At 30.1% G+C, this 19,110-nt stretch carries 15 protein-coding genes; 1 reads left to right on the plus strand and 14 read right to left on the minus strand.

The genetic code is table 11. The annotated features are described in order from the left end of the window. Window positions 1–8: 8 nt before the first annotated feature. The 14 genes from ACWYN7_RS10990 to dnaN form a co-directional block, all read right to left on the minus strand. On the minus strand, window positions 9–1,640 hold the full coding sequence (locus ACWYN7_RS10990) for a beta-N-acetylhexosaminidase (protein WP_462859990.1): 1,632 nt from the start codon (window positions 1,638–1,640) through the stop codon (window positions 9–11). A 36-nt stretch (window positions 1,641–1,676) separates the two neighbouring features. Next, entirely contained in the window at window positions 1,677–3,203 is a 1,527-nt protein-coding gene (locus ACWYN7_RS10995) for a hypothetical protein (RefSeq protein ID WP_462859991.1), read from the minus strand. Window positions 3,204–3,212: 9 nt separating this feature from the next. Beyond that, window positions 3,213–5,504, minus strand: coding sequence for an FdhF/YdeP family oxidoreductase (locus ACWYN7_RS11000; RefSeq protein WP_462859992.1), 2,292 nt, complete (start codon window positions 5,502–5,504; stop codon window positions 3,213–3,215). Further along, window positions 5,497–6,303, minus strand: coding sequence for a formate dehydrogenase accessory sulfurtransferase FdhD (gene fdhD, locus ACWYN7_RS11005; protein ID WP_462859993.1), 807 nt, complete (start codon window positions 6,301–6,303; stop codon window positions 5,497–5,499). The genes ACWYN7_RS11000 and fdhD overlap by 8 nt, the downstream gene beginning before the upstream one ends. A 178-nt stretch (window positions 6,304–6,481) precedes the next feature. Beyond that, window positions 6,482–7,678: a class I SAM-dependent methyltransferase gene (locus tag ACWYN7_RS11010; RefSeq protein ID WP_462859994.1), complete on the minus strand. Its 1,197-nt coding sequence runs from the start codon at window positions 7,676–7,678 to the stop codon at window positions 6,482–6,484. Window positions 7,679–7,685: 7 nt separating this feature from the next. Continuing rightward, the gene (locus tag ACWYN7_RS11015) at window positions 7,686–8,768 is read right to left on the minus strand and encodes an AI-2E family transporter (protein WP_462859995.1); all 1,083 of its coding nucleotides are present in this window, start codon (window positions 8,766–8,768) and stop codon (window positions 7,686–7,688) included. After that, complete coding sequence (locus tag ACWYN7_RS11020) at window positions 8,768–10,045, minus strand: hypothetical protein (RefSeq protein WP_462859996.1); 1,278 nt, start codon at window positions 10,043–10,045, stop codon at window positions 8,768–8,770. The genes ACWYN7_RS11015 and ACWYN7_RS11020 overlap by 1 nt, the downstream gene beginning before the upstream one ends. Before the next feature lie 49 nt (window positions 10,046–10,094). Continuing rightward, entirely contained in the window at window positions 10,095–10,751 is a 657-nt protein-coding gene (locus tag ACWYN7_RS11025) for a pyridoxamine 5'-phosphate oxidase family protein (protein ID WP_462859997.1), read from the minus strand. Between the two features lie 3 nt (window positions 10,752–10,754). Further along, window positions 10,755–11,045, minus strand: a complete 291-nt coding sequence (locus ACWYN7_RS11030) for a DUF1272 domain-containing protein (protein ID WP_462859998.1) — start codon at window positions 11,043–11,045, stop codon at window positions 10,755–10,757. Between the two features lie 93 nt (window positions 11,046–11,138). Then, entirely contained in the window at window positions 11,139–12,014 is an 876-nt protein-coding gene (locus ACWYN7_RS11035) for an RluA family pseudouridine synthase (protein WP_462860000.1), read from the minus strand. Beyond that, window positions 12,014–12,433: a VOC family protein gene (locus ACWYN7_RS11040; protein WP_462860001.1), complete on the minus strand. Its 420-nt coding sequence runs from the start codon at window positions 12,431–12,433 to the stop codon at window positions 12,014–12,016. The genes ACWYN7_RS11035 and ACWYN7_RS11040 overlap by 1 nt, the downstream gene beginning before the upstream one ends. A 93-nt stretch (window positions 12,434–12,526) precedes the next feature. Then, window positions 12,527–14,224 carry a gamma-glutamyltransferase gene (gene ggt, locus ACWYN7_RS11045; RefSeq protein ID WP_462860002.1) on the minus strand — a complete coding sequence of 566 codons (1,698 nt, stop codon included), beginning with the start codon at window positions 14,222–14,224 and terminating at the stop codon, window positions 12,527–12,529. A gap of 83 nt (window positions 14,225–14,307) precedes the next feature. After that, window positions 14,308–14,901 carry an acyl carrier protein phosphodiesterase gene (locus ACWYN7_RS11050; protein ID WP_462860004.1) on the minus strand — a complete coding sequence of 198 codons (594 nt, stop codon included), beginning with the start codon at window positions 14,899–14,901 and terminating at the stop codon, window positions 14,308–14,310. A gap of 113 nt (window positions 14,902–15,014) precedes the next feature. Next, window positions 15,015–16,133 carry a DNA polymerase III subunit beta gene (dnaN, locus tag ACWYN7_RS11055; protein WP_462860005.1) on the minus strand — a complete coding sequence of 373 codons (1,119 nt, stop codon included), beginning with the start codon at window positions 16,131–16,133 and terminating at the stop codon, window positions 15,015–15,017. 303 nt (window positions 16,134–16,436) lie between these two features. Here dnaN and ACWYN7_RS11060 point away from each other — a divergent pair, with 303 nt between their 5' ends. After that, window positions 16,437–18,929 (plus strand): PIG-L family deacetylase, encoded by a 2,493-nt coding sequence (locus ACWYN7_RS11060; RefSeq protein ID WP_462860006.1) that lies wholly within the window; start codon window positions 16,437–16,439, stop codon window positions 18,927–18,929. Window positions 18,930–19,110: the final 181 nt, after the last annotated feature.

Consider the following 19,110-nt stretch of genomic DNA (forward strand, 5'->3'; position numbering starts at 1 on the left):
TCTTACTATTATTTTTTTTCAACAAATTCATCAGGAGCAAAATAAATTTCTTTAGCTGTCCATCTTTTTTGTAAGTTTTTTAAAGATTTTTTAAAAGTGCCGAAACTTTTATGTTTTTTTTCTGTCCAGCCAACTTCTGCATAAGCTGCAATTCTAGGAAAAACCTTGTAATGCATTTCGCCATCAGTAGGTATCCATTCTCCCCACATTTGGCAACCCAAACCAATTACTTTATGATGATATTTTGGATCTAATTTTTCTGGAACAGGATCAAAAGCATAGGCTTTTGATAAAGGTAAATTTTTATATCGGTAATCTAAATACGTAAAAGTATGTAATGAATTTACTATTTCATAACCATTGCTTGCTGCAGTTGTTGCCAATTCTACATCGCCTTTCCAAAAATGAATAATGCTTTCTTGCGCTAATTTTTGAGTTGTTTTGGTATCATTTTTATCTTGATAAAAGTGTAAATTGTGTCCCATAATTTCGTTCCAGCCCATCATTCTTCTGCCTTTAGTTTGTAAATATTTAGAAATGGAATTGGTAAAATACACTTGTAAATCTGCAGGTGTTGCCAAGTTGTTTTCTTTCATATATTTCTGAACAAATGCAGAAGATTTCCAATGATTGTATTTTACTTCATCACCACCAATATGAATAACTTCGGATGGAAACAACTCCATAACTTCATCTAAAACATCTTTTAAAAATTCAGTTACTCTTTGGTTAGCAACATTATAAACATCTTTACCAACCCCAAATTTAATAGGAACTTCGATTTCTTTACCAGAAGTACCTAACCAAGGATAAGCTGCAATTGCAGCAGTAGAGTGCCCAGGCATTTCTATTTCTGGAACTACAGTAATATGTCTTTCTTTTGCATATTGTATAATTTCTTTAATTTCTTCTTGTGTATAAAAACCTTCATGTGGTTCTGCAGATTGAATTGGACTTTCCCATTGTAAAGGACCAATTTGAGTACTTTTTCTTTTAGATCCAATTTCGGTTAGTTTTGGATATTTTTTTATTTCAATTCGCCAACCTTGATCATCTACCAAATGCCAATGAAAAACATTCATTTTTAAAAAAGCCATTTCATCTAAAAGCAATTTTACCTGTTTCATCCCTTTAAAATAACGCGCTTCATCTAACATAAAAGAGCGCCATTTAAATCTTGGACAATCTTCTATTTTAACCACTTTTACCTCTAAATATTTTTCATATTTAGAAAAATGGGCATTGTAAGAACACAATTGTTTTAAAGTTTGTACTCCATAAAATAAACCCGTTTCATTTTTGGCGATAATTGAAATTTTATCAGTAGTTACTGTAAGTTCGTAACTTTCATCAGCAAAACTTTTATCAATCTTACATTCGATAAAATTAATTTTTAGGTCTTGAAAATCAGTAGTTTTTAAATTTAGGTGAAACTCATCATTAAAATAGTGCTGTAAATTTTGGGCAATAGTTTTTGTATCATCATTAAAAACAATTTGAGTTTCTGAGTTTATTTTTAAAGATTTATTCCCAGTAATTATTTTTTGAGGACGAGGTGTTATAAAAATTTCTTGTGCTGTAAGAATTTGAGATTGTATCAAAATTATAAAACTGAAAAAGAGAATACGTTTGATTTTCATTTTTTATGGACGTGATTATTTCTTAAAAATAAGCTTTTATTCCTTCATTTTTAAAAATGATAGATGATATTTTACACCGAAATTAAAGAAAGTACTACTTAATTGACCACCTTTTGCTTTTACATAACCACCAGCAGCTCTAAGACTTAAAGTGTTGTTTAGTTTATAGCTTAAGCCAGCACTAGGTTTTAAAATTAAACCCTCGCCAGTACTGATATCTCCACCACCAGCAGCACCAGCCAAAACTTGGCCAAAAATGGTGATTTTATTGTTTGCAATAGGATTCGTTTTTGCACCCAAACCAACAATACCTTCTGCATAAGCACCAGCATTACCAAAATTAGCAAATGCAGTTTGCCCAGCAACGTAAACATTTTTGTTTAAATCTAAATTTATTTGAAGCGAAATTTGATGTAAATTTTCTGTAGGTTGGCCATCTCTCTCAGCATCTAAATAAAGATCCTGTTTTACAATTACTTCAAAACCTTTAAATTTTCCAGAAGAAAAAGATTTGTCTGCTATAATTCCATTTCTATCAATATAATATTTTATTCCAACTCCTAAAGACGATGTATTAAAATGTGAGTTTGGAGACAGTACAAAACCTTTGTTTACAGCAATAAATAAATCATTATAAATTCTTTGTTCAATAGACAAATCTGGATAAAGTAAAAAACCACCTTGTGTGTCTATTCCTCCACCACCAGCTGCTCCAACTCCGAATTTTGCTAAAATGTTGGTGTTATTATTAAAAAGATTAAAGTGATATCCACCACCTAAAAATACATCCATAAAACCCGCTTTAATTCCATCGAAAGCACCATCTACTTTTAAAAATGCAAACCAGTTTTCGGTGATGTAAGAATCGAACTCAAAACCTGCTAATTTTATCGTTTTACCATTGTTAATCCCTTGTGTATCACCTTTAATTTTTAGTGTATTTAGGTGCAACATCATGGCTGTTTTTTTAGAGTTGATGTTCCAATCTGACTTTGCTAAATTTTTGAAATCAATCTCAGTTTCAGAGGTTTTATAATCAGCATATACAAAGTCTAAGGGGATTTCTAAACCAACATTAAATTGATGTCCTTTTATTAGACCATCATCAAAAAAGTTGACATAAGACCAACCTGAATTTAGAGAAAAACTTTTAAAATCGTAACCCAAATTAAAATGAGGCAAAATAAAAGCGCCACCACCATCTGGAGCAGATTTACCACCTCCACCACCAAAATGGAAACCAGTATCTAAGTAAAAATCATTGCCAAAATATTTTTTAATTCCGGCATTTACGCCTAAAGTAAAAAAGCCTCCTCTTTCTCCAGAAACTGCTCCGTAAATACCAGCACCTGCATAGGCCCAATCATTCAACATTAAGTTGTAATGAATTCCAGTAAACCCCATATTTTTTTCGTTTGGAATTGTTGTTTCTGGCATTTCTATAGATAAGAAATCTATTTTACCAAATGCCTTTTGACTCTTCTTTTCTGGAGAATTTTCATTTTGAGCAGATAAAAACTGATAAGAAAATGAGATAACAAATAAAATAATAAGTTTTTTCATAATTTAAAATTATCTTTTTTGAATAGAAATAATTACTGTTTTTGATGTTGGTGTATTGCTAATTTTGGCAGTACTTTTAATAGGTACTAGCACATTTGCTTCTGGAAAATAGGTTGCTGTACATTGTTTAGGAATTGGGTAAGGAATGGCTAAAAAACCTTTGGCTTCTCTTTTTTCATCATTAAAATGACTCGTTATATCTACCAAATCTAATTTTTTTAATCCGAATTTATCCATATCCTCTTTATTCATAAGAATTACTCTTCTTTCGTTTAAAATACCTCTGTATCTGTCATTTAATCCATAAATTGTGGTATTGTATTGATCGTGAGTTCTGATGGTCATCATCATAAATTGATCGTCTTTTAAAACAATATCAGAAGGAGAATTAACGCTAAAATTGGCTTTTCCTGTAAAAGTGTTTTTAAAATTATTATCTCTGGCATTATTAGGTAAATAAAAACCACCATCAACCCTTACTCTTTTATTAAAATCTTTAAAACCAGGAATTACGGACTCTATTTTATCACGAATAAAATCATAATTAGAAACTAATTTAGTCCAATTTGTTTTTGTTTTTTTTAGAGTAGCATTGGCTAAACCAGCAACAATAGCAGCTTCACTTAGCAAATCTTCGGAACAAGGTTTTAAATGTCCTTTAGATTTATGAACTAAACCCATAGAATTTTCTACAGAAATAAATTGCTCTCCAGAACGCTGCATGTCTTTTTCAGAACGACCTAAACATGGTAAGATTAATGCTTTTTTTCCGTGAATTAAATGACTTCTATTCAGTTTTGTAGAAACGTGTACTGTTAAATTACAATTGCGTAAAGCTTCTGCTGTGTATTCTGTATCTGGTGTTGCAGAAATAAAATTACCACCCATTCCGAAAAATACTTTGGCTTTCTTTTTGTGCATTGCTTTAATAGCATCTACAACATCAAAACCATGTTTTCTTGGTACTTTAAAATTGAATTCGTTTTCTAAACTATCTAAAAAAGATTGTGGCATTTTTTCCCAAATTCCCATAGTTCTATCTCCTTGTACATTAGAGTGCCCACGAACTGGGCAAGTACCAGCCCCTTTTTTACCAATACTGCCTTTTAACAGTAAAATGTTTAAAATTTCTCTAATATTATCTACTGAGTTTTTATGTTGGGTGATACCCATAGCCCAGCAAATAATCATTTTTTTATTGTTGATAATTAAATCAGCAGCTTTTTTAATTTCCTCTAGAGTTAAACCAGTTTGTGGCAATAGATATTCTATGGAATAGGTTTCTAAATCATCTAATAAATCTTCAATTCCGTAGGTTTTGTCTTTTATAAACTGATAATCAAAAACAGAATAAGGAACGTTTTCCTCTTGTTGTAACATCAATTTTAAAATAATTTTTAAAAGAGCCACATCACCATTAATTTTTACTTGTAAAAATAAATCAGTTAAATCTTGTCCAGAACCTACCCATTTTAAAGGGTTTTGTGGTTCTTTAAAATTCATTAATCCTACTTCTGGCAAAGGATTTATGGTGATAATTTTACTGCCTTTTTTCTTAGCTTTTCCCAAAGCTGATAACATTCTTGGGTGATTTGTACCAGGATTTTGACCAATAACAATAATTAAATCTGTATGATTAAAATCGTCTAAAGTTACTGAGCCTTTACCAATTCCTAAAGTTTCGGAAAGTGCAGCTCCACTAGATTCATGACACATGTTAGAGCAATCTGGTAAATTATTTGTACCATATTCACGAACAAAAAGTTGGTATAAAAATGCAGCTTCATTGCTTGTTCTTCCAGAAGTATAAAAAATTGCTTCGTCAGGAGAATCTAGAGTATTTAATTCTTCTGCAATTAATTGAAAAGCGTCTTTCCAAGAAATTTCTTTGTAATAATCTGATCCTTCAGGTAAATAAACAGGATGTGTAATTCGTCCTTTTTTTCCAATTTCATAATCAGATAATTTGGCCAAATTACTAACAGAATAGGTAGAGAAAAATAAAGGAGACACTTTATTTCTTGTAGCTTCTTCTGCAACTGCTTTTGCACCATTTTCGCAATATTCTGCTAAAAAAGCACGTTTTTCATCAGGATCTGGCCACGCACAACCTGGGCAATCAAAACCGTATTTTTGATTTAAATTTTTTAATAAACGAATACCTTTTACTGCACCAACTTCTTTTTTAATATGGCCTAATGCAGTGGCAATAGCTTTTGGACCAACAGAAGATTTCGGAATTTCTTTTAACTCTATTCCTGTTAATTTTTCTGGTGGTTGAGCATTTGTTTTTTTAGACATTCTCTAGTTTATTAATATAGTTTGGATTCGCGTAAATGGTCATTTTTTGATTTCTGGTAAAGCCTATTAAGCAAATTCCGAATTCTTTGGCAAAATCTACAGCCAATGAAGAACATGCAGAAACAGCAACAATTATCGGTATTTTTGCAATAAAAGCTTTGGTAACAATTTCATAAGATACTCTACCACTCACTAATAAATAATGGGAGCTTTTAAGAATTTGTTTTTGTAATAAATCGCCCACAGTTTTATCTACAGTGTTATGTCTGCCAATATCTTCTTTAACCGTTAAAAGTTCTTGTTGTTTATTAAAAATAGCAGCTGCATGGCTTCCACCAGATTTTTTAAATGTTTCTTGAAAATTATGCATTACTGCATACATTTTGTGCAAATTATCAGACGTAATAAAAGTGCTTTTTTGGAGGGATTCTCCTGTAACTTTTAAATCTTTTAGCTCTTTTTTTCCGCAAATTCCGCAAGAAGAAACAGACAATAAAGTACGTTTGTTTAAATACCCTTTTCCTAAATTTTCTTTTGGAATATTTACGTTGATTATTGATGGTATTTTTAAGGTTTCTTTTTCAATAATAAAGTGCAGAGAAGCTTTGTTTTTGTAAATATCTTCTGCAAATAATAAGCCTCTAATCAGTTCAAAATCATCATTAGGAGTGCGCATAACTACTGTATAAGGCTCGTTATTTATGTTAATTTGTAATGGTGCTTCTACTACCAAATGATCATCAATTTTAGAATGATGATTAGCAGATATTTTTAAACCCTGATAATTAGCTGTTTGCATATGTTTTGAAAGTTATTCTTTCTATACAAACTTAATGAAAAACTATTAGTAATAAAAAAAGTCCCGATTTTGAACCGAGACTTGGGCTTTAGTGTCTTATACCCCTAAAAATAAAACACATAAAGTGCTGCAAATATAATTAATAATTTGAATTACAAAGAATAAAAAATGTAAAATATTACAAATATGATAAGTTAATGTTAACTTTTTTACAGATAACTAATTTATGGTTATTGTTTAGATCTGTTGTTAAAAAGATAAATACGTTTCCACCATCATTTATTTTAGTTTCTTTTCTAAATTGAGCCACTGTTTTCGGAAAATTTCTACTAGTTATGTTAGCTTTTTTGCTTGGTAAAAGCTTTTTTAGTTTTTTCTTATCGTAATTTAGAACATGTTCTATTTTAAAACGTCTTCCAGGAAAATCGATTAACTGATTTGACGTGTATAAATGCGAATGTTGATGCAATTTAAAAACTTCTAATTGATTCGAAATTTGATGAAATCCGCCAGATTTTAAAATGGCTGCATTGGGTTCGTATAAATAGGTAAGTGGTTCATTATAGATTGATTCTGCTATGCTATCAAAAATAAATTCAAATTCTTGATTGTGTTTTTTAGCAAAGTTTATTGTTTTAATTTTAATTTCTTTTACATAATCTTTTTCCAATAAAAAAAGCAGTTCTTTAACCTCGTTATTTATGGCAACTATATGTACTTCTTTTACATTTTTTAAATCTTTAATGGTGTTTTTTATATCTAAAATGGGCGATACTTTTATTAAAATATGTTTGGCTTTTGTAAAAAAGAAATCAATTTTTGGAGGTACATAAGGCAAACAATCTTTAAATAAAAAGACTTTTCCTTTTGCATCGTTTCTTCTAGAAGGATCAACATAAATCACATCAAAAACATCGTCGTTATTTTTTAAATAATCGAGTCCATTTCCAGAAAAAGTAGTAATATTTTCTGTGTTTAATTGTTGATAATTATGCTTTACAATTGTTGATAACTCCTCATTAATTTCGCAATGAGTTACCTCTTTAAAATGCTTAGAAAAGTAGAAACAATCTATACCAAAACCACCAGTAATATCAATAATTTTATCACCAGAAATTAAACTTGATTTGTATTTTGCAGTAATTTCTGACGAAGTTTGTTCAATACTAATTTTAGGTGGATAATATATATATTCTGTTGCAAACCATGTTGGTAATTTACCAATAGATTTCTGTTTTGCAATTACTTGATTTGCCAATTCTTGTACAGAAATATCATCAAAAGGACTGCCTTTTAAAATCAGTTTTGTGATGTCTGATTTTAAATTATCATTGATAAATTTCTGAACTTCTTTATGTAATATGTAAGGATTCAAATAAAAACTAAATATCTTTTGTAATGGATTTTACAATTTTATTTTCTGATAAAAATTCTTTTAAAATTACTTTTAAAGCCGTGTAAAGTGGTACAGCAGTTATCATACCAACAACGCCTAAAAGTAAGCCACCAATTATAATTACTAAAAAGATCTCTAATGGATGCGATTTTGTGGTTTTTGAAAATATTATAGGCTGACTTGCAAAATTGTCTACCAATTGTGCAATTAAATAACCAATCATAATATACCCTGTTGTGGGTAAAATTTCTGTTTGAAAATCTAATTCTATATTACTGGTCATGGATAAAATACACATTAATATGGCTCCAATCATTGGGCCAACATAAGGAATTAGGTTTAGCAAAGCACATAAAAAAGCGATAACAACAGCATTGTCGATTCCAAAAATTAATAGAATAATGGTATAAAAAACAAACAAAATTGTAATTTGAATAATTAATCCAATAAAATATCTTGAGAGTAAATCGTTAATGGTTTCTAGAGATTTAGAAAATCGATCTTCTGTGCCATTTGGTATAATAGTCATGATACCATTTTTTAATAATTTATTGTCTTTCATAAAAAAGAACGAGATAAATAACACCGAAAATAGTCCAACACTTAAAGAACCTAAAGCACCTAAAACAGCATTTAAAAAATTAGGAATTTCTAAAAACTGCGATAAAAAATCTACATTTTTCAATTCGCCCAAAACGTCAATCCCTTTAGAAGAAAAATAGGAGGTAATTTGATTAAAAATTTGACGAACATTTTTTTCTAATTGTTCTACTTCTAAAAGAGATAAACTTTTGCCTTGTTCTGCTACTAAAGGAATAAACATTAATATTAAACCTGTTAGTAAACTCAACATAAAAAACATGGCTGTAATTACAGCTAATGTGTTTGGAAATTTTAGTTTTCTTTTTAAAAATAAGATGATTGGCCTTGCAATTAAAGATAAAATTGCGGCTATAATTAGGTAGATAATTACAGATTGAATTGCATATAAAAAGTACACCAAGATAAAAATTCCAAGAAGAATTCCTAAGGCCCTTAAAATTCCGTTTGCTATTGTTTTAGATGTCATTAATTATATCCTTTTACTTCTCCCATGCTTAATTTTCCTCCGTTTAAAAAAGTGTGGTTTGTTGGTAATAAAGCCCCACTTTCTGTGGTAATCCAATCTTCCCAAGTTGCAGGTCTGCCTTGTACACCTCTATTTTTTAAGTACATTTTATAGTTTTTTGGTACATAGTTTTCGTCTAAAATCCACACATAAGAATCACCAGGAGTTGTGCCTCCAGAAGTATAGGTTACTCTTAAAGCTTCTTTATTGTCTACAAGCTCTATATTTCTAACAACACCATCATCGTATAATTTATGAGGTGCAACTAACCAAAAAGAATCGTTATTAAAAATATCCCAAGCTCTTTTTACCACTTTTTCATCAGTATCTTCTTGTCTTTCGTCTTTAAAAAAAACAGTACTTTTTTCTAAATTTTCTGGGTGTAAATTCACTCTAAAATCATCCCAAGAAACATTTACAATATGGTTTACTTTATCCCACTGAAAACTTCTTTTACCAGCAAAACTCCATTCTAAAAATTTTGTTTCTTTATACGCTTTATGGTTTATGGCTTTTAAAATTTTATCAGCAAGTTGATTTGCTTTTGCATTGTAGGCTTTTACATTGCCCATATCTATTTCTAAACCAAATATAGAAAGTGTGTGTTTTGTGGGTAATTTTATACCAGCTTCTGTGTTTTTCCAGTGAGACCAAGTGCCAGAAACACCACCAATAGGAATTATAGAAGTCCACATTTTAAAAGAAGTAGGGTAGTAGTTTTCATCTAAAATCCATAAGTAAGAATCACCAGGAGTAGAACCACCAGAAGTGTAGGTTATTAAAAGAGCGTCTTTGCCTTGGTGTTTTACAATGCTTCTTTCTGTGCCTGCATCAAAAATTTTGTATGGTGCAATTAACCAAAAAGAATCGTTGTTAAAATAATCAATGGCTGTTTTTAAAACTTTATCATTTTCAACTTTTTTAGAGTTGATATACACTTCTGATTTAGCATTATTTTTGGTGTTTAAAATCACCTTGTTTTCATCCCAAGAAATTTCTACTATATTTTTTTGTTTGTACCATTTGTAAAAGTGAGCATTTCTAAAACTCCATTCTAAAATTTCGGTTTTATCAAAAGCTTCATGGTTAATTGAATTATACATTTTTATAGCCAATGCATCTGCATCTTTCCCTTTTTTACCTTTTGGTAAATCTTCATTATTCACAAAATAATAAATCGTAACAAAACCAATAATTAATAGGATAATTGCAACAGTAATCTTTAAAAACTTTTTCATAAAAAAAATGATAAATTAAAGAGCTAATTTATCATTTTTTAATTATTCCTTATTTATTTTTCTCATAATAATCTAAAATATGTTGAGGTATTTGCATTTTTTCTGGTTTACCTTGGTCTGGAATAGGAAATTCTGCAATTTGTTTAATGGGTACAATACCAGCCCAAATATCTAAATCATAATCTTCGGGTTCATCACCTACACCAACATCTCTAATTTTAGCAGAGGCAGTTTCTATGGTGAATTCTACCACTAAAGTTCTGTCTAATTCTTTTTGATACATAGGTCTTAAAGAATCCCAATGATTTGGTACCATTTGATTTACAATTCTCTTTAAAATATCGGTTTTATCAGCATCGTTTTCAATTTTTTTTAAATCGCCAAAAAGTGTTACAGATCTATAATTTACAGAATGATGCAATCCTGAACGTGCTAAAACCAATCCGTCTAAATGCATAACAGTTATCGAGGTTGATTTACTTTTTAAAATAGACAAAAGCATTCTATTGCCTGTAGAACCATGAATGTAAATCTTATTGTCTTTTCTGGCATAAGCCATAGGAATTGTTATCGGTTTTCCTTCATAAATATAGCCTACATAACATAAAAAACCTGCATCTAAAATGGAGTTTATTTTTTCTACATTGTAAGTGGCTCTATTAGCACCTCTTTTAATTCGGTTGAGTTTAGATTGTTGATATTCCATGATTTATCTTTTAGAAGGATGGATTTCTTTATATTTTTCTGAATTTAATTTTGCAGTTTCTAAATCTTTAGGGTTAAAAATTCTTTTGATTGATGCTGGGTATTTCTCAATCATTTTTGATGGACGAATTGGGCGTTCAACAAAATTACCAGCGCAACTTGGGCATACATTGTTAAAAATTTCTAGTGCACATGTTTTGCAATAGGTGCATTCAAAGGAGCAAATCATTGCATCTGTAGAAGTATTTGGTAAATCTTTATTGCAGTGTTCGCAATTGGGTCTAATTTCTAACATTCCTTATTAATTATTTTCAATAAAACTAAATAAAATAAATTGTTTTAAAGAGTTTTATTTTACTGATTAACGGAAAGTTACGAAAGGTTTAATTTAACAGATTTCTGTGAAACTTGAGAAAATTTTACTAAATTTCTTTGGTAATCCTTTAAAAATAGTAATTTTTTCTTTGGTAAACGGATGAATAAAAGATAAACTAAAAGCGTGTAAATACAAACCTTTTCCTTTTAGAATTAAGTTTGTGTTTCCATAATCTTTATCACCTAAAATTTGATGACCAATTGCTGATAAATGTTTTCTTAATTGATGTTTTCTCCCTGTTTTTGGTGATAATCTCACCAAGTTTAAAAAAACAAAGCGTTCTGATTTTACAGAAGAAAAAACTTCAAATTCTGTGGATGCTTTTTTATTATCAACCTTAAAATTGATTGAACCTGCAGAACACATTTTACCAATTGTTACTGCAAAATAGGTTTTTTGAATTTCTTTATTTATAAATAAAGCACTCAATTTTTGGATAGACGAACTTGTTTTACCCACTAACAAAACTCCTGATGTTGGATAGTCTAACCTATGGATTGGTTGTGGTTGTACAGCATCTAATTGATTGCTTTTTTTTAAGTTTTGAGGTAATGCATTTGCAATAGTGACAAACTTATTTCCGCTGACTAAAATTCCTGCAGGTTTGTATATTATCGCTAAATAATCATCTTCGAATAAAACTTCTAAATCGAGTTTTAGTCTTTTAAAAGTTGATGAATTTTCTGATTGATACAGCTCAATTTTTTCACCACCAAGAATAAATTTAGAAGTTGTTGCCAATTCATCATCAATAAAAATGAGTTCTTTTTTTATGGCTTTTTTAATGCCAGATTTTGTGGGTATTGTATTAAAAATACCCACTCCATATTCTTGAAAACGGATTGGGTATTTTACTTTTTTGGCAATATGAGTTTCTAACAGTTGCATTATTTAGCAAACAACTGACCAATATCTTTAAATGCCTTAAATTCTAAAGCATTATTTTCTGGGTCTTTAAAAAACATGGTAGCTTGTTCTCCTACTTTTCCTTTAAAACGAATACATGGCTCAATTTCAAATGTTGTGTTTGCAGCTTTTAAACGATCTGCTAAATTTTGCCAATCTTCCCAAGTTAAAACCACACCAAAATGAGGTACAGGAACATCTTTACCATCAACAGAATTAGAAATTCTCTGCGGATTAAAATCTTCTTTTTGATGAATAACCAATTGATGTCCAAAGAAATTAAAATCGACCCAGATATCTGTACTTCTACCTTCTTGGCATTGTAAAACATCTCTGTAAAATGTTCTGCATTTTTCTAAGTTTTGCACAGGAATTGCTAAGTGAAATGGTTGTGTTTTCATTTTTTTCTTTTTTTTTGTTTCAAAATTTAAAGTTTCAAAAGTTTGCGTATTTTTTCATTTTTGCTAAAAGCTAAAAGCTAATCAAACATCAAACTAAAATCCATCAGCAGTATCATCACCTCTTTTATCTGCACCACCTTCTAATTTTCCATCAGGCAAAACTAGAATAGCAGAAACTTTACCAATAATTCTTGAGGTAGTTTCATCTATAGTATAACCAAGATTTGTTAAATCTGTAATGGTTTTTTTATCAAAACTATTTGGCTCCATTTTAACAACATCTGGTAACCATTGATGATGAAATCTTGGTGCATTTACAGCTTCTTGCATGTTCATTTTAAACTCGTGTACATTTAAAATAGTTTGTAATACAGAAGTTATAATTGTAGAACCTCCAGGAGTACCAACTACCATAAAAAGTTTTCCGTTTTTTTCTACAATTGTAGGTGTCATAGAGCTTAACATTCTTTTTTCTGGCACAATTTCATTGGCTTTTGCCCCAATTAAACCAAACATATTTGGCTCACCAGGTTTGCTGCTAAAATCGTCCATTTCATTATTTAAAAAGAAACCTAATTCAGAGGAATATAGTTTAGAACCATAAGCACCATTTAAAGTTGTAGTTACAGAAACTGCATTTCCAAATTGATCAATTATTGAATAATGTGTGGTTTCATCACTCTCAATAATTTCGATATTTCCATACGAAACATCAGCAGATTTTGTTGCTTTTTTAAAAGAAAAATCAGACATTCTTTTATTACTATAAGATTTACTAATTAATTCTTTTTGTGGAATGGTAACAAAATCAGGGTCACCTAAAAAGTGACTTCTATCAGCATATGCACGTCTTTCTGCTTCTGTAATAACTTGAATGGCTTTTGTAGAATTATGGCCTAATTTATCTAATTCAAAAGGCTCAATTGCATTCATTATTTGTGCCAAACAAACTCCTCCACTAGAAGGAGGAGACATTGAAATTATTCGTAAATCATCATAATTAAAAGTAACAGGAGTTCTCCATTTAGCTTCGTATTTTTCTAAATCTTCAAGTGTCATAATTCCTCCATTATCCTGAATAAATTTTACTAAGGTTTTAGCTGTTTCTCCTTTATAGAATTCATCTTTTCCGTTTTTTTGAATTCGGATTAAAGTTGCTGCTAAAGCAGGATATTTTATAGTATCATTTTCTTTCCATTTGTGGGTAAAAGTGATAGAATCTTTGTTTACTTTATCAAATAGTGGACGATAATTATTTAACCTTTTTTCTTGTTTTGCAGTTACAGCAACACCTCTTTTTGCCAAAGCAATTACAGGTTCTAGAATTTCTTGTACACTTAAAGTTCCAAATTTTCTATGCGCTTCAAAAACTCCTGCAACAGTTCCAGGAATTCCAATAGCCATTGCTCCAACTGTGCTTTTGCCTTTTATGATGTTTCCTTTATCATCTAAATACATGTCTTTAGAAGCAGCTAAAGGTGCTTTTTCTCTGTAATCTAAAGCACCAATTTCTCCATTATTTTTTCGATAGACCATAAAACCTCCTCCACCAAGATTACCCGCAAAAGGATAAGCAACTGCCAGAGCCATTTCTGTTGCAAACATGGCATCAAAAGCATTACCACCTTTTTTTAAGATTGCTGTTCCTATTTTAGAAGCTTCAACTCTGGCAGAAACTACCATTGCTTTTTGGGTAATTAAACCCACTTCTTTTTCAGTTGTTTTTTCTTTTTTACAAGAAATTAATATTGATAAAAAGGTAAGTAGTATAAAAGGTTTAAGTTTTTTCATTGTTCTTTTTAGGTTGTGTTTTTTAATTAGAGAGATAAGATTGTACTAGATTTCTCAATTTTATCAATCAAATAAATAAGTATTTATAATGCCAAGATTTCCTTTAATTTTTTGTTGCTAAATTTTATCAAATCTAAAAAAAAAGTAGTAAAATCTTCTTCTAATTCTTTTTCTAAAAGAGTTAAATCTTCGATAGCCAAATTCATTTGAGATTTTCCTTTTGTTCTATGATTAACTCCGTTTAAAACTTTCTGAATTCCATCTTTAAATTGATAGTTATACAAAATGTTGTATTCAGTCATATACTTGATAAAATTCTGAGACTTTATGGGTAATGACGGAGAAATTTCATTAAAATAATTGTAGATAGCATCTGCATAAATAGATAAAGGAATGGCTGAATAGTTTGCCCAATTTTTGGCTAAAAAGTAATCGTAAAAAATATCGATAATAACACCATCATAATGTCTGTAACGTTTGTGCAAACGTCTTTTGCTTTTTCTAACAATTGGATGTGCATCTGTAAAAGTGTCAATTTCTCTGTGTAGAAAAATACCTTGCTGAATTTCTTCAGAAAAACCTTCGTAGTTATTGCCTCTAATATGATCTGCAATGAAATTACCAATCATAATATTCGTGTTGTTTTGCGATAAGTAGAGGTGTGCTAGGAAATTCATTAAAGTAAATGTAATCAAAAAACCACAATTAATTCTGAACTAGTTTCAGAACCATTGTGGTTTTCTATTTATTATAGATTCCTGTTTAAACAGGAATGATAAATCTAACTGTGTTAGTTATTCAGCATTACAGGCATAACTAGCATGGTTACTTGTTCACCTTCATCTGTACCATCAATAGGAGTTAAAATTCCTGCTCTGTTTGGTAAAGACATTTCAATTAAAACTTCATTTGAGTTTAAGTTGTTTAACATTTCGCTTAAAAAACGAGAGTTAAACCCAATTTGCATATCATCACCTTGATAATCGCAACTCAAACGTTCGTCTGCTTTGTTAGAGAAATCTAAATCTTCTGCAGAAATGTTTAGTTCAGTTCCTGCCATTTTTAAACGAATTTGGTGTGTAGTTTTGCTAGAGAAAATAGAAACACGTCTTACAGAATTTAAAAATGAAGCTCTGTCTACCGTTAATTTATTCGGATTTTCTTTAGGAATAACCGCTTCGTAATTTGGATATTTTCCATCAATTAATCTACAAACTAAAACAACGTTATCGAAAGTAAATTTTGCATTTGCATCATTATATTCTATGGTAACTTCGCTTTCAGAACCACCTAAAATACCTTTTAATAAGTTTAAAGGTTTTTTTGGCATAATAAACTCAGCTGTTTGGTCTGCAGTAACATCTGTTCTAGAATATTTTACCAATTTATGCGCATCAGTAGCAACAAAAGTTAAACTTTGCGAGCTAAACTGAAAAAATACACCACTCATTACTGGTCTTAAATCGTCATTACCAGCAGCAAAAATAGTTTTAGAAATAGCAGTTCCTAAAATATGCGCAGGTACAACAGTTTTACTTGGACTAGGTAAAGAAACCGCTTTCGGGAATTCATCACCACCAAAATAAGCCATATCGTATTTTCCTTGATCAGAACTAATTTCTATAGTATTCTCTCCTTCAGTTTTAAACGTTAAAGGCTGATTAGGAAAAGTTTTTAAAGTATCTAACAATAAACGCGCAGAAACAGCAATAGCACCAGTACTTTCACTTTCAACTTCTACCACAGAACTCATAGTGGTTTCTAAATCTGATGCAGAAACTTTTAATTCGTTTTCAGATAGTTCAAATAAAAAGTTATCTAAAATAGGTAAAGTGTTGTTGCTATTTATAACGCCGCCCAAAACTTGTAATTGCTTAAGTAATTGCGAACTTGATACAATAAATTTCATTGATTTTATTTTCTTAATTATTCTTACAAATATAACCTTAATAAGTGGTTTTGAAAATTAATTTATTAACAGGTTATGAGCAATTTGTTGATGAATTTTTTAGATACTATTGTATTGAATTGTTAATTTCAAATTATTATCAATAAAAATTTATGTTTTATTACTATTAATCTTGATAATTTTAATTCGTTTTCAATTTTTAATTTACAATGGATAAAACCGCTTTAAGATTGTTATAATTATGTTAAGAGTCCTGTTATTACTGATTAAAAAACTACATTTGTCTGTTGTCAACAAAGAAAAATGAAGAAAAAAATACTATCAATTTCAGTTATTTTACTGATATCAATATCGGTTTTTGCGCAAAAACCTCAAAAATTAACTTCAAATCAGATTTACGAGAAAATTCAGAAATTGAATTTTTTAGGAACAGCTTTATATATTGCTGCACATCCAGATGATGAAAACACCAGATTAATTGCTTATTTAGCGAACAAAGTTAAAGCAAGAACTGGGTATTTGTCTTTAACAAGAGGAGATGGAGGTCAGAATTTAATTGGTCCAGAAATTAGAGAATTATTAGGTGTAATTAGAACTCAAGAATTATTAGCAGCTAGAAAAGTAGATGGAGGAGAGCAAATGTTCTCAAGAGCTAACGATTTCGGATATTCAAAACATCCAGATGAAACATTAGAAATTTGGAATAAAAAAGAAGTTTTAAGCGATGTAGTTTGGGCAATTAGAACTTTTAAACCAGATGTAATTATCAATAGATTCGATCATAGAACTCCAGGTACAACTCATGGACACCACACAAGTTCTGCAATGTTAAGTGTAGAGGCTTTTGATTTGGCAGGCGATACTTTAGCTTATAAAAATCAATTAGAATATACTAAAGCTTGGCAGCCAAAACGTCTGTTTCATAATACATCTTCTTGGTTTTATAGAGATAAAGAAAAGTTCGAAGAAATAGCCAAAGATTTTACAAAATTTGATATTGGTGTTTATTATCCTTTAAAAGGGTTGTCTAATAACGAGTTAGCGTCGATGGCAAGTAGTCAGCATCTGTGTCAAGGTTTTGGTAGATTAACCACAAGAGGCGAGCAAACAGAATATGCTGAGTTTTTAAAAGGCGAACCTTTAAAGGATAAAAATGATATTTTTTCAGGAATTAACACAACTTGGAATCGTGTAAAAGGTGGTGGAGAAATTGGTGAAATTTTATATGAAATTGAAAAGAATTTCGATTTTGTACATCCAGAAAAACATCTTGTACAATTATTAGAAGCGTATACTTTAATTATTCAATTAAAAGATTTGCATTGGAGAGCCATTAAAGAAAAGCAAATAAAAGAAATTATTGAAGCTTGTGCAGGTTTGTATTTAGAGGCATCTGCAGAAAGTTCTTACGCCATTCCAAATTCTAAAATTAAGGTTGATATGGAAGTGCTAAATAGAAGTGAATCTTTTATCATTTTATCTTCGATAACTTCTACACTCGATGATAAAACTTACGCAAAACAATTACAAATACCGAACAACAAAAAGTTTAATTTTAGAGAGATTGTAAACCTTAAAAATGTAGAATATTCAGACCCTTATTGGTTAAAAAAAGAAGCGAGTTTGGGTATGTATCAAGTAGATGAGCAAGTTTTAATTGGTAATCCAGAAACCAAAAGACCTGTACAAATAGACTTTAATTTAATTATAGAAGGCATACCAATTACCTTTACTAAAGATGTTGTTAGAAGATATGCAGAAAGAGATAAAGGAGAAATTTACGAACCTTTTGAAATTTTACCTTTAGTAACCACTAAATTAAAGGACAAAGTTTTAATTTTTGATGATGAAAATCACAAACAAGTGAGTGTTACAGTAAAAGCTGGCGCAAATTTTATTTCTGGTAAATTGGCTTTAGAATTACCTGAAGGATGGCAAATATCACCAAAACAACATATTTTTAACATTGAAAAGAAAAACGATCAAGAAACTTTTGATTTTGCTGTTTTTCCGCCAAAAAATGAATCTGTTGGAAAAATTAAAGTAATTGCAACTGCCAATGGAAAAGAGTTTACCAAAGAATTGGTAGAAATTAATTACAACCATATACCAAAGCAATCGGTTTTATTAAATTCAGAAGCCAAAGTGGTACGTTTAAATATTAAAAAAGTAGGCGATAATATTGGTTATATAAAAGGAGCAGGAGATGTTGTGCCAGAAAATTTACGTCAAATAGGGTATACCGTTAATGAAATTAATCCTGCAGAAATTAATGAAGAAAATCTACATAAATACGATGCTATTGTTTTAGGAATTAGAGCTTATAACGTGGTTAAAGAATTAAAATTTAAACAAAAATTCTTATTAGATTATGTTGCAAAAGGTGGGAATTTAATTGTACAATACAACACAAATAGAGGAGTTAATGTGGGTGCTCCATATACTTTAAAGCTATCTAGAGATAGAGTTACAGATGAGAATGCAGAGGTAATTATTTTAGATGAAGAACATCCGTTGTTGAATTATCCTAATAAAATTACTCAAGAAGATTTTAAAGGTTGGGTTCAAGAACGAGGTTTGTATTTTCCAAATATGTGGAGTGAGCAATACACGCCTTTATTGGCAATGAACGATAAAGATGAAACATCAAAATTAGGGAGTTTATTAATCGCAAAATATGGTAAAGGGAATTATATATATACAGGATTGAGTTTCTTTAGAGAATTACCTGCAGGAGTTTCTGGTGCTTATAAGTTGTTTGCAAACTTGCTGGCTGCTGGAAAAGGAGAGAAGTAATCTGTTTGAAGTAATGAGATTGCTTCGTAAACTCGCAAAGACTCACTGAATGCAAATAAAAAAAATATAGTGGAAAGCAGAAAATAGCTTCAAATAAAAAAATATGGACAAACAAAAATATCCTTGGAAAAAAGAATACACATTGGTTTTGGTAGCAAATGTTATTTATTTGATTGCGTTT

The organism is Polaribacter sp. M10 (genome assembly GCF_054968445.1).

What these genes read in the sequence shown, in the direction of transcription:
- ACWYN7_RS11035 (WP_462860000.1), bottom strand. Translation starts at nt 12,014, where the DNA reads ATGCAACTGTTAGAAACTCATATTGCCAAAAAAGTAAAATACCCAATC.
- ACWYN7_RS11000 (WP_462859992.1), bottom strand. Translation starts at nt 5,504, where the DNA reads ATGTCTAAAAAAACAAATGCTCAACCACCAGAAAAATTAACAGGAATA.
- ACWYN7_RS11015 (WP_462859995.1), bottom strand. Translation starts at nt 8,768, where the DNA reads ATGACATCTAAAACAATAGCAAACGGAATTTTAAGGGCCTTAGGAATT.
- ACWYN7_RS11020 (WP_462859996.1), bottom strand. Translation starts at nt 10,045, where the DNA reads ATGAAAAAGTTTTTAAAGATTACTGTTGCAATTATCCTATTAATTATT.
- ACWYN7_RS10995 (WP_462859991.1), bottom strand. Translation starts at nt 3,203, where the DNA reads ATGAAAAAACTTATTATTTTATTTGTTATCTCATTTTCTTATCAGTTT.
- ACWYN7_RS11040 (WP_462860001.1), bottom strand. Translation starts at nt 12,433, where the DNA reads ATGAAAACACAACCATTTCACTTAGCAATTCCTGTGCAAAACTTAGAA.
- ggt (WP_462860002.1), bottom strand. Translation starts at nt 14,224, where the DNA reads ATGAAAAAACTTAAACCTTTTATACTACTTACCTTTTTATCAATATTA.
- fdhD (WP_462859993.1), bottom strand. Translation starts at nt 6,303, where the DNA reads ATGCAAACAGCTAATTATCAGGGTTTAAAAATATCTGCTAATCATCAT.
- dnaN (WP_462860005.1), bottom strand. Translation starts at nt 16,133, where the DNA reads ATGAAATTTATTGTATCAAGTTCGCAATTACTTAAGCAATTACAAGTT.
- ACWYN7_RS11060 (WP_462860006.1), top strand. Translation starts at nt 16,437, where the DNA reads ATGAAGAAAAAAATACTATCAATTTCAGTTATTTTACTGATATCAATA.
- ACWYN7_RS10990 (WP_462859990.1), bottom strand. Translation starts at nt 1,640, where the DNA reads ATGAAAATCAAACGTATTCTCTTTTTCAGTTTTATAATTTTGATACAA.
- ACWYN7_RS11050 (WP_462860004.1), bottom strand. Translation starts at nt 14,901, where the DNA reads ATGAATTTCCTAGCACACCTCTACTTATCGCAAAACAACACGAATATT.
- ACWYN7_RS11025 (WP_462859997.1), bottom strand. Translation starts at nt 10,751, where the DNA reads ATGGAATATCAACAATCTAAACTCAACCGAATTAAAAGAGGTGCTAAT.
- ACWYN7_RS11030 (WP_462859998.1), bottom strand. Translation starts at nt 11,045, where the DNA reads ATGTTAGAAATTAGACCCAATTGCGAACACTGCAATAAAGATTTACCA.